The 11,280-nt window shown below is 40.0% G+C and carries 10 protein-coding genes; 2 read left to right on the top strand and 8 right to left on the bottom strand.

What is annotated here, in order from left to right:
- From hemE to MVE01_RS10185, 7 genes are all read right to left on the bottom strand, one after another.
- The coding region (gene hemE / locus MVE01_RS10215; protein ID WP_472562085.1) for a uroporphyrinogen decarboxylase at positions 1-1,025 on the bottom strand (1,025 nt) is incomplete at its 3' end.
- Positions 1,025-1,534: a YqhA family protein gene (locus MVE01_RS10210; protein ID WP_472562084.1), complete on the bottom strand. Its 510-nt coding sequence runs from the start codon at positions 1,532-1,534 to the stop codon at positions 1,025-1,027. The genes MVE01_RS10210 and hemE, both read right to left, overlap by 1 nt.
- Positions 1,534-2,574 carry an aspartate-semialdehyde dehydrogenase gene (locus MVE01_RS10205; protein WP_472562083.1) on the bottom strand — a complete coding sequence of 347 codons (1,041 nt, stop codon included), beginning with the start codon at positions 2,572-2,574 and terminating at the stop codon, positions 1,534-1,536. Before MVE01_RS10205 ends, MVE01_RS10210 begins: the two co-directional genes overlap by 1 nt.
- 2 nt (positions 2,575-2,576) lie before the next feature.
- The gene (gene gyrA, locus MVE01_RS10200) at positions 2,577-5,117 is read right to left on the bottom strand and encodes a DNA gyrase subunit A (RefSeq protein ID WP_472562082.1); all 2,541 of its coding nucleotides are present in this window, start codon (positions 5,115-5,117) and stop codon (positions 2,577-2,579) included.
- Positions 5,118-5,280: 163 nt separating this feature from the next.
- On the bottom strand, positions 5,281-5,598 hold the full coding sequence (locus tag MVE01_RS10195) for a thioredoxin family protein (protein WP_472562081.1): 318 nt from the start codon (positions 5,596-5,598) through the stop codon (positions 5,281-5,283).
- 31 nt (positions 5,599-5,629) lie between these two features.
- Positions 5,630-5,959 carry a hypothetical protein gene (locus tag MVE01_RS10190; RefSeq protein WP_472562080.1) on the bottom strand — a complete coding sequence of 110 codons (330 nt, stop codon included), beginning with the start codon at positions 5,957-5,959 and terminating at the stop codon, positions 5,630-5,632.
- Between the two features lie 59 nt (positions 5,960-6,018).
- A complete protein-coding gene (locus MVE01_RS10185) occupies positions 6,019-7,443 on the bottom strand; it encodes a protein adenylyltransferase SelO (protein ID WP_472562079.1) in 1,425 nt (474 codons plus the stop codon).
- A gap of 84 nt (positions 7,444-7,527) precedes the next feature.
- On the opposite strand from MVE01_RS10185, the gene MVE01_RS10180 reads away from it, so the two are divergent.
- Positions 7,528-8,460, top strand: a complete 933-nt coding sequence (locus MVE01_RS10180; RefSeq protein WP_472562078.1) for a helix-turn-helix domain-containing protein — start codon at positions 7,528-7,530, stop codon at positions 8,458-8,460.
- Between the two features lies 1 nt (position 8,461).
- Here the strand turns inward: MVE01_RS10180 and MVE01_RS10175 are convergent, their stop codons facing one another.
- Positions 8,462-10,375 (bottom strand): putative bifunctional diguanylate cyclase/phosphodiesterase, encoded by a 1,914-nt coding sequence (locus MVE01_RS10175; protein WP_472562077.1) that lies wholly within the window; start codon positions 10,373-10,375, stop codon positions 8,462-8,464.
- A gap of 166 nt (positions 10,376-10,541) precedes the next feature.
- Between MVE01_RS10175 and MVE01_RS10170 the strand changes: the two genes are divergently transcribed.
- A complete protein-coding gene (locus MVE01_RS10170; protein ID WP_472562076.1) occupies positions 10,542-11,279 on the top strand; it encodes a YebC/PmpR family DNA-binding transcriptional regulator in 738 nt (245 codons plus the stop codon).
- Position 11,280: the final 1 nt, after the last annotated feature.

The raw sequence follows: 11,280 nt of genomic DNA, 5'->3' as shown, positions 1-11,280 counted from the left end.
CTCTGACACTCACTTACAAAATGCTTGGCATTCTCTACAGGTACATCAGGCAGGATGCCATGTCCAAGGTTAAAGATGTGGCGTTTGCCGCCCATGATCTCTTGTATGGCTTCTACACATGCTGTGGTCGCTTCTTTAGAGTAGAGACGGCAGGGTTCCATGTTGCCTTGAAGGACATACTTGTCCCCAAGTTTCTCTTTGGCTAGTGCCATTGGGGTTCCCCAGTCTACACCAAAGACATCGAAATTACCATAGACAAGTCCACGCTCGATGAACGCGGGAATACCTTTAGGGAACATGATAATAGGCGTATCAGGGTACTTGGATTTCAAGTAGTCTGCTATTTCAACCATGTACTTCCATGAAAATTCATCGTATTTACCTGGTTCGATGGCAGATGCCCACGAGTCGAAGATTTGTACGACATCGATGCCTGCCTGAATTTGTTTTTCCATGTAAAGTTTAACTACTTCAGTCACTTTGGCAAGGATGTTATGGAGCAGCTCCGGGTTGGAGTACATCATCTTTTTACAGATGTTGTAGGTCTTGGTACCCTGTCCTTCTATCATGTAGGTCGCCAGTGTCCATGGTGCTCCTGTGAAACCGATGAGAGCCTTGTCCTCTGCCAGACGTTCTTTGATGAGCTTAATAGTATCATACACATAGGTAAGCTTGCTTGCTGCCTCTTCACCGCCAATGAGTCTATCGACATCAGCTTGTGTCTCTAGTGGGTCAGAGAACTTGGGTCCCTCACCTTTGACAAAGCTCAAATCCATACCCATCTCATCTGGGATAACGAGAATATCTGAGAACATAATAGCTGCATCTACACCTACAATATCCACAGGCTGAAGTGACACTTCACATGCTTTTTCCGGGTCGTGACAGAGGTTAAGAAAGTTTCCTGCCTCAGCACGTACTGCCATATATTCCGGCAGGTAACGTCCTGCTTGTCTCATCATCCATACCGGTGTGTATGGTGTCTCTTTGCCTAGACATGCGTCTACAAATATTTTATTTGCCATTAATGTTTTCCTACTTTGCTTAAAAAACTAAGTCCTACAGCCAACGCTGTAATAGACAACGCGAAATACAACATCTCCAAAGGTGTTGCAAACTCTGTGTGAAGTACCCTTTGGAAAAAGCTCACAATCAAAACCATTATAATTACTTTTGCGATCTTGTCTTTGAGTTGATCCAGGTCATGTATAGCCAATAATTTAGAACCATTTTTACCCTCTGCCTGATCAATATCCGAAATAAAGAGTTCATATAATCCAAATGCAAAAATAAACATCACCACAGCGATAAGATACAAATCTACTGCACCAATAATACCTGCTACTATATTTTCATGAAACTTTTCAGGATGTGCATGGGTGATGATAGCATCAAATGCATAGACAGCCACATTCCAAATATCCATAGAGGCTACCACAAAAAGTATGATCGCTCCCAATAATCCAAAGATAACAGCCAAAAGGACAATGAATCTACTGTTCCAAATAGCACCTTCAAATATTCTCTCCAGCATTAGGCATTTTCCTCCAGTTTGATCCATTTTTGGGCAATACGTACAGAGTTGGTTGCAGCCCCTACTCTGACCTGATCTGCCACACCCCAAATATGCAAAATATTATTTGCATAAAGGTCTTTACGTATACGCCCTACATAGGTTTCATCTGTATCGGTAGAGATGATAGGCATCGGGTATTGGTTGTTTTCAAGATTATCAATGACGGTGACATTCTCAAAGGCTTCCAAGACTTCTCTTGCTTCCTCTACATTCACGTCTACATTTTCCCCAAATGTAATGGTAACAGACTCTGAGTGTGAACGAAGTACAGGCACACGTACACACGTGGCACTTACAGCAAAATCAGAGTGCATGATCTTGTTGGTCTCGTTGACCATTTTCATCTCTTCTTTGGTATAGCCATTGTCCTGTGCTACATCAATCTGAGGAATGACATTGAGTGCGATCTGGTGAGTAAAGGCTTCTACCTTGCTCTCATCAAGTTTAAAGGCAAAGAAGTCCTGCATCTGTCTGACAAGTTCTTCCATCCCTTTTTTTCCTGCACCGGAAACAGCCTGGTAAGTACTGACATCTACTCTTTTAATGCCGTAAAGATCATGCAATGGTTTAAGCAACTGCACCATCTGAATGGTGGAGCAGTTAGGATTTGCAATGATGCCTGTATCTTCCCAAAGTTCTATATCTTCAGGGTTTACTTCAGGTACAACCAACGGCACTTTAGGATCCATTCTAAAGTGAGATGTATTGTCTATGACCACTGCGCCTGCTTCTACGGCATATTTTGCAAACTTTGCCGAGATGCTTCCCCCTGCTGAAAAAAATGCAATATCGATATCTCTACCTTCAAATACATCTTCTGTAAGCTCTTCTATCTTATAGGTCTTGCCTTGGCATTTTACCTCTATTCCTATACTGTTCACACTCGCCAAGGGCAAAAGATCCGCTATAGGAAACTCTACCTCTTCCAATACTCTAAACAGTTCTTCACCTACGGCACCGGAGGCACCGACTACTGCTACGTTATATTTTCTTTCCACCGTTATTCCAATCCTAATGTATTATCATTATTTGTTGCAGCTTCACTGCCTTCGCTTCCTGAACCTGTTGAAGGATCAGCTTCATCTACCTCATCTTTAAGCTTTTCTTCTTTTTGACATTTTGCCATACTGACCACGATATCTTTTTTCTCAACAGAGACCACTTTTACACCTGAAGTGTTTCTACCTGCTTTACGGATAGTCTCCATATCTACACGTATCATCTTACCGATACTTGTTAAACACATCAAGTCTTTGTCTTCTTCCACCATGACCACACCAACCACATCACCGGTTTTAGGTGTAAGTTTCATAGATATAACACCCTTACCTGCACGGTTCTGTTCACGGTATTCTGAAGCAGTTGTACGCTTGCCAAGTCCTTTTTCAGAGAGCATAAGCAATTCATCTTCTTCATCCTGTATAACGGTTGCACCGCATACATAGTCACCTTCTATCTTGAACTTGATCGCTGTCACACCACGTGCCACACGTCCTATCTCTCTTGCATCTTCTACTTTAAAACGGATACACAGACCTTTTTTTGTTGCCACAAAGAGCCATTTGGTCTCAGGCATCACGATCTTCGCTTCAACGATCGCATCATCTTCATCAAGGTTGATCGCTCTTACTCCGTTACTTCTGATGTTTGAATACTCAGAAAGATTCGTTCTTTTGACAATACCGTTTTGCGTAAAGAATACCAATCCTTTGTCTTCGTTGAAGTCAGTTGTAGGAATGATCGCCATGATCTTCTCATCTGCCTGAAGGTTAATAAGGTTCACGACTGCCTTGCCTTTAGCCGTACGGGACCCTTCAGGAATACGGTAGACTTTCAGCCAGTAGAGCTGTCCTCTGTCTGTAACAAACATAAGTGTATCATGCGTATTTGAAGTAAAGAAACTTTCAATGAAGTCATCATCATACGTCGTTACTGCTGTTTTACCTTTACCCCCACGATGTTGTTTCTCATACTGTTTGACCGGCACTCGTTTGATGTATCCTCTATGAGTGATGGTTACGACCATCGGCTCATTCGGAATAAGATCTTCAATATCAATATCATCATAGTCATCTACGATCTCAGTACGTCGAGGGGTAGCAAATTTCTCACCTATTTCTATAAGCTCTTCACGAATAATTACATTGATTTTCTCTTCAGATTTTAAGATGGCTTCCAATTCTGCGATGGTTTTAAGAAGTTGTGCCAACTCATTTTCGATCTTTTCTATCTCAAGACCGGTCAAACGTCTCAGACGCATTTCAAGAATAGCTTTTGCCTGAATTTCAGAAAGCTTGAAACGCTCCATAAGGTTATGTCTTGCTTCTTCATCATCCGCAGATGCACGAATGATCTTGATCACCTCATCGATATTGTCTACGGCAATTTTAAGACCTTCTAAGATGTGTGCTCTTGCTCTTGCTTTTTCAAGATCAAAAATGGTTCGTCTAATGACCACCGTTTTTCTATGATTAAGGAAAAGGTCAAAAAGTTCCATAAGATTAAATACTTTTGGCTCTTTGTTTGCAATAGCAAGCATAATGATACCAAAAGTCACCTGCATCTGTGTCTGTTTAAAAAGGTTGTTCAGTACGATCTCACTCATTGCATCACGCTTGAGTTCAATTACCACACGCATCCCTTCCCTGTCTGATTCATCACGTATTTCTGATATACCTTCGATATGCTTGTCACGTACGAGTTGCGCAATATTTTCTATGAGTCTTGACTTATTGACCTGAAAAGGCAACTCATCAATGATGATCACTTCTTTATTCTTTTTCTCTTCAATATGTGTTTTGGCACGCACCTTGATACGTCCACGTCCTGTCGTATAGGCATCTGTAATACCTTTACGACCAAAGATGATCCCGCCTGTCGGGAAGTCAGGTCCCTGTACCACTTTCATCATATCTTCAATAGTAGATTCAGGTTCATCAATACGAAGTATCAATGCTTTGATAAGCTCATCCAAACGGTGTGGCGGAATGTTTGTTGCCATACCGACTGCAATACCGCTTGAACCGTTAAGCAGCAGGTTTGGGACACGTGCAGGAAGCACGTCCGGCTCACTCATAGAATCATCATAGTTAGGTACAAAGTCTACTGTATCTTTGTCAAGATCACCCAAAAGTTCTTCTGCAATCTTTGTCATACGTGCTTCGGTATATCTCATTGCGGCTGCATTATCACCATCGACCGAACCAAAGTTACCTTGACCATCTACAAGCGGTGCCTGCATAGAAAAGTCCTGCGCCATACGTACAAGTGCATCATATACTGAGTTATCACCATGTGGGTGGTACTTACCGATGACATCCCCGACGATACGCGCCGATTTCTTGTAAGGACTTCTGTGTGAAAGGTGTAAATCTTCCATTGCATAAAGGATTCTTCTATGCACAGGCTTCAACCCGTCACGTGCATCCGGCAGTGCCCTACCCACGATCACCGACATGGAGTAATCAAGGTAAGAAGCCCTCATTGTATCTTCAATACGTATCTCTTGTATATTATCACTGTTTTCAAACAAATCAGCCATTTTTGTCCTTTTAAATCAAAGTTTTAAGATTTTATCTAAAGTTTAGTTAATAAATAGGGTTAAAATGGCTTATTTTGCATTTTAGGGGGTTTTATGGGGGTTTTTATATTTTTAATTATTTTTTGATTAACATAATATTTTTTATTGGAATGGCTTATTCTGCCTATTCTGTCATCATTCTATACGGACGTTTAAGTTGTTCTGTCAACTGATGCAGACTCACAGCCCTTCCCTCACGTGCAAACTCTCTACCATCCATAAAGACTATCATTGTTGGCACTGAAAATACCGAATAATGTACAGATATTTCAGGATTGTCATCTGCATCCAAGTAAATTTGTTTGAGTTGTGGAAACTCCTTGTCAAAAACCTCTTTAAACTTAGGTCTGAGTGCATGGCAGACATTACAGTTTTCTCCTGAGAAATAGAGCAATACTCCTACTTCTTCTCTTATAGTTTGTTGTAGTTGTTCTAGAGTCATTTTTCTCTCAAATATTGGTTTATCAACAGAATTATAACGCAATAAACAACGAACAACGACTAAAGGTCTCTTTGCCAAACATATCCATCAGTCTTTCATGATCGAGTTTGACATAACGGTGGACTTTTTTGTAGAGATATCGCATGTCATCTTTATGTTCAATGGCATATAAATCTTTTTCTAGGCTTTCAAGATCTAAAATATTCTGTCGGCAACGGTTTCTTTGGATGCGATTGAGTGAGAGTGCTGCTTTTTCATGAAGCAGTCTGCGTTTAATATGGTGCAGACGGTTAAAGAAATGTTTGAGCTCACTCTCAAGTTCTGTAGATGCACACATATCTATGGAAGTCAAATAATGCATAAAGCCTCCTTTATAAAGGTTTTTTTCATTATAAAACTTCTAAACTTAAAACAAAATCTTTATGAGGAACAACTCAACTTCTCATTCTTAAACACATCAGGGGTCACCCCAGCCCACCTCTCAAACTCTGGGTGTTCAGAGTAAGGGTCTTGGGCGATGGTAAACAAATCATCTACCAGTTTAAACTCACCCTCTTGTGCTGCATCTATCGCCTCTTGGAGCATATAGTTTTTGAGTACATACTTCGGGTTCGTCTTTAGCATAGAGGCTTGTCTCTGTTGTGCACTCCATGCATCTTCTTGGAGTCTTTCATCATAGCTGTCTAGCCAGTCATTCATAGGCTTGTGGTAGAGTCCGAGTTTGAGCAAGGTTGTTCTGTCTCCGTCATAGTGGCTTAGTGTTCTAAAGAATACAGTGTAGTCTACTGTGAGCCCCTGCAACATACCTAGCAGATGTTTAAACAAATCTAGGTCTTTTTTCTGTGTGACGTTTTGCAGTCCTAACTTTTCTCCCATGAAGTAGAGGTATTTTTGGGTGTAGAGTCTTGGGTAGTGTTCCAAGGCTTTTTCTAGCTTTTCTGAGTTCACTAATGGTGAAAATGCTACCATGAGTGCTTGAAGGTTCCAGTGTCCTATGTTTGGTTGGTTACCAAAGCTGTAACGTCCTCCCTGGTCTGTATGGTTACAAATATTTTCAAAGTCATAGTCATCTAAAAAGGCATAAGGACCGTAGTCGATAGTGAGTCCGTGTATAGACATATTGTCCGTATTCATCACGCCATGCTGAAAGCCTACAGCCTGCCACTGCGCCATAAGTCTGGCTGTTTTGCCTACGACTTCTGTAAAAAAGTGTAAGTATTTGTCAGCTTCATCCATAAGATGAGGATAACTCTCGGCGATGGCATAGTCTGCCAAGGCTTCCAACTGGGCATAACGCTTCTTATGTGCGAAGTACTCAAAGGTACCAAAACGTACCCAGCTAGGACTCACACGAAGCACGATGGCACCTGTCTCCCAAGTCTCTCTATAGACTTTATGTTGTGAGCCTATGAGTCCCAAGGCTCTGGTAGTCTCTATACCCAGTCCATACATGGCTTCACTCATAAGGTACTCACGTATACTTGAACGTAACACAGCACGTCCGTCACCAGAACGAGAATATTTAGTCTCACCTGCTCCTTTGAGTTGCATATGTAAGCCATTGACCGTTCCTATATTGATGGCTCTACCATCTCCCAGTCTAGGTACAAAGTGCCCAAACTGATGCCCTGCATAACACATAGCAAATGTATCTGAGCCCTCTGCTGTAAACTCACCGTTAATGAGCTTTACAAAATTTTCTGTTTGAAGTTCTTCTTCATCAATATTGAGTATTTTAGCTACTGCTTCATTGGCATGAATGAGAAAAGGCTTTACCAGTGGTGAAGGCTTTACTCTATCGTGACATTCTTGCGGCAATGACAGATAGGGATTTGTTAATTGCATTTCATTTAATTTCATAGAGTCATAGTAGCTGGGGAAACTTTAAGGTGACTTAACTCTAAAAGCCAAGGTTTGTTATACTCAGACATGCAATTCAATGAATACCTAAAAACATGCCGAACCGCTAACTCACATACGCAGGAAGCGCTCGTACATGCTTTGTACAGTTTTGACACGGAGCATTTTAAAGGCTTAGACACAACAACACTCAGTAAATGGGAAAGAGGCATTACCAAGCCAAAACTTGCCAAACAGGTCAGCATTATCAAATACTTTCAAACATTAACCCATGTGGTATTGCCCTGTTTTGACAGCTATTCCGAAGCAGAAATAGAAGAGAGTATTTGTAAAGTGGGGATGCAAAACATCATTACTGAAAGCAAAAGCAAAAAACTCATTCTTAATTTTCCTTCTGATTCCATGTCCATAGATGATCTTAGAGTCTATCAGCTCAAAAACTTTATTATGATCGACAAAGTGATCAATATCAATACCTATCTGGATAAAGATTTCAATCATGGATTTACACAACTTGAGGCAGATGATTTTAAAAAATGGGCACAACTTCCCGGTAATCTCTTTTTGGTATGTGAATATTTTGAAGAGATCATCGGACTCTTGTTCGTACTTAAACTCAAAAAAAGTGCATTTGAAAAGATCATTAACGGTATCATCATGGAGAAAGAGTTGAAAAACGAAGATTTCGCCCTGCCTCATGAAGAGGGTTCCAGCTATATTCTCTCCTTTTTTACACTCAATAAAAAAGCTGCATCCATGCTCTTTGTACGCTACTATGCACATCTTATCTCCCATCAGAAATATATTCATAAAGTCGGTGTTGCCACTTTTATGGAAGATGCCCAAAAGCTCATAGAGAACATTAACCTGCCCTACCATACTTCATCTATGGTGGGTCAGGGAAAAGAACTGCAATTCTTCAAAGCTCCACTCTCTTCTTTTTTGGCTACCGAGAGTGTGATCAAAATGATCCTGACCAAACAAGAGTGTAAGGAAGAGTAGGCTAACTCTTTAGTAATACTTTTTCCATCCTCTGTACAGGCATAGGTTGATGATAGAAATATCCCTGAATAAAGTGACATCCACACTCCAACAGATACTCTTTTTGCTTTCTTGTTTCTACACCTTCTGCAATGACTCTAAGGTTCAAACTCTCTGCAATAGCGATGATCGCATTGGTGATCGCGGCATCCTCTTTATTATCAGGAATATCAATAATGAATGATCTGTCTATTTTTAATTTGTCCACAGGAAGTTTTTTCAAATAGGAAAGTGATGAATACCCTGTACCAAAATCATCTATAGCAATACTAATCCCCAATGCTTTTATCTTATTCAGGGTTTCTATACCCTCTTCAACATTATTGATGATATGACTCTCTGTGATCTCAAATTCTATCCACTCCGCTTTACAGCCTGTTTCATGTAACATCTTCTTTACTATTTCTATAAAATCATCTTCCTGTAACTGTTTGACAGAGAGATTTAAAGAAAGTTTACCCGGATTGAGTCCCATTCTGTACCACTGTCTTATCTGGCTCATACCTGTTTTCATGACCCATTGATCCAGTACAACGATCAATCCTGTCTCTTCTGCCAAAGGAATAAACTTCGCAGGAGAGATAAGTCCCATTTTTGCATGATTCCAACGTACCAAAGCCTCCAAACCAACGATCTTATCCAATCGTGTATCCACCTGAGGTTGATAATAAACAACGAACTCCTCCTTTTCAAGAGCAAAACGCATACTCGTTTCCATCAACACTCGTTCAAATGCAATTTCTGTCATATTTGGCGAGTAGAACTGGTAAATATTTCTTCCTTGCTCTTTTGCTTTGTACATAGCGGTATCCGCATACTTGATAAGATCATGGGGAGAGCATACCTCTTCCTGATGTACACTTATGCCTATACTGCAGGAGATGAACATTGTCATACTCTCTATCAAAATAGGCTTGGAGATACAAGAGATGATATTCTCTGCTACCACTTCAAGATCGCTTTTATCATAATAGTCATCGATCAATACAACAAATTCATCTCCACCGAACCTTGCCAGAGTATCATCTTTACGTATGCATTGTCTGACTCTGTCAGCGGTGATCTTGATCACCTGATCTCCGATATCATGACCGAATGAATCATTGATGTTCTTAAAATGATCAAGATCAATAAAAAAAATTGCCAGCTTTTCATCATCTCTTTTGAAATCTATCTTCTTTTGTATCTCTTTTTGGAATTTTACACGGTTAGGCAATGCTGTAAGATGATCATGGTGTGCCTGATGATCCAGTTTATTTTTCTGTTCTTCTAAAACCTGTGTTCTCTCCAACGTTTTTTCTTTGACTTTTTGTTCCAGATTGTTATTGGTATCTGTCAATACTTTTGTAAATTCATAAAACCTGTACTCATAAATATGCAAAAAGATCACACTGAGAAAAAGCGGAACATATCCATACATCGTATTGAGCGTATCGGTACGTACATAGTTTAGATTCAACGTAGCAATGATGATCATAAAAAGCAGTGCCATAACCATAGCAATACGGTACCCCAAAATAAAAAATATAGGAATGATCAATGCGATGAACCATGTATTGATATTGATGATCCCGTTACTTGTATAGTATGAAACAATGATCAGTGTTGCAGAGATGAATGCCATAACATAAGCGACAAGCAGATAATGTCCTTTTTTGAATTTCCGTAATATGAATATCAGTAACAAACCTGTAGCTGTAGCGAAATAATCTATGAGCCCTTGCATATAATATCCGGTTAATATTCTGAATGAACCAACGATCGCAAGGCTTACAGAAAGTAGAGACATCATACTGTTGAGCAATATATATTTTGTTTTTAATGCATAGTCTTCTTCACCAAAAATATATCCACTACTTAAAATATTTTTTAACATTTTTTTCCTTTTAACAGATATTAGGTTTATTTTAGATAAAAAGGAGCATTCAGATAAGAGCATTTCAAATGAAAAAAAATATTAAAAATGCCTAGTTGCACCCATAAAGTACACCTAAACCAAATAGGAGTATAATTACAGCAATAATTTAATGAAGGATATGAGCATGGGTAGAGCGTTTGAATACCGTAAAGCAGCGAAAATGAAACGATGGGGGACTATGTCGAGAGTCTTTCCAAAATTAGGCAAGATCATCACTATGGCTGCAAAAGAAGGCGGTCAGGATCCTGATATGAACCCTAAGCTTCGTACTGCGATCTTAAATGCCAAAGCACAGAATATGCCTAAAGACAATATTGATGCTGCCATTAAAAGAGCAGCAGCCAAAGATGCTGCCGATATTAAAGAGATCACGTATGATGTCAAAGCACATCACGGGGTACAAATGATTGTTGAGTGTGCCACGGACAACAACACAAGAACAGTTGCCAATGTGAAGGCTATTCTTGCCAGAAACGGCGGAGAGATGCTTACTTCTGGCTCACTCAACTTCATGTTCACAAGAAAAGCTGTCTTTGTTATAGATAAAACAGAAGATATGGATGTCGAAGAGCTGGAACTTGACCTTATTGACTACGGACTGGAAGAGATTGAAGAAGATGTGGAACCTCATGAAAACGGTGATGATCTGCCTATTTTGAGAATTTACGGTGATTTTACTTCATTTGGTGAGTTGAGCAAAGCCTTTGAAGAGCGAGGCATTGAACCTAAAAAATCCACACTTGAATATGTAGCCAACACACCCGTTGAGCTTACAGATAAACAAATGGAAGAACTCGATACACTCATCGACAAACTCGAAGAAGATGAAGATGTGCAAACGGTGTTTACAAATATCAACTAAT

The sequence above is a fragment of the Sulfurovum sp. genome (genome assembly GCA_026990595.1).
Taxonomy (GTDB): domain Bacteria; phylum Campylobacterota; class Campylobacteria; order Campylobacterales; family Sulfurovaceae; genus Sulfurovum.
Note: the sequence above shows the minus strand (reverse complement) of the source record. Positions and strands in the feature narration are given on the sequence as shown.

What these genes read in the sequence shown, in the direction of transcription:
- MVE01_RS10195 (WP_472562081.1), bottom strand. Translation starts at nt 5,598, where the DNA reads ATGACTCTAGAACAACTACAACAAACTATAAGAGAAGAAGTAGGAGTA.
- MVE01_RS10180 (WP_472562078.1), top strand. Translation starts at nt 7,528, where the DNA reads ATGCAATTCAATGAATACCTAAAAACATGCCGAACCGCTAACTCACAT.
- MVE01_RS10210 (WP_472562084.1), bottom strand. Translation starts at nt 1,534, where the DNA reads ATGCTGGAGAGAATATTTGAAGGTGCTATTTGGAACAGTAGATTCATT.
- MVE01_RS10185 (WP_472562079.1), bottom strand. Translation starts at nt 7,443, where the DNA reads ATGCAATTAACAAATCCCTATCTGTCATTGCCGCAAGAATGTCACGAT.
- MVE01_RS10175 (WP_472562077.1), bottom strand. Translation starts at nt 10,375, where the DNA reads ATGTTAAAAAATATTTTAAGTAGTGGATATATTTTTGGTGAAGAAGAC.
- MVE01_RS10170 (WP_472562076.1), top strand. Translation starts at nt 10,542, where the DNA reads ATGGGTAGAGCGTTTGAATACCGTAAAGCAGCGAAAATGAAACGATGG.
- gyrA (WP_472562082.1), bottom strand. Translation starts at nt 5,117, where the DNA reads ATGGCTGATTTGTTTGAAAACAGTGATAATATACAAGAGATACGTATT.
- MVE01_RS10190 (WP_472562080.1), bottom strand. Translation starts at nt 5,959, where the DNA reads ATGCATTATTTGACTTCCATAGATATGTGTGCATCTACAGAACTTGAG.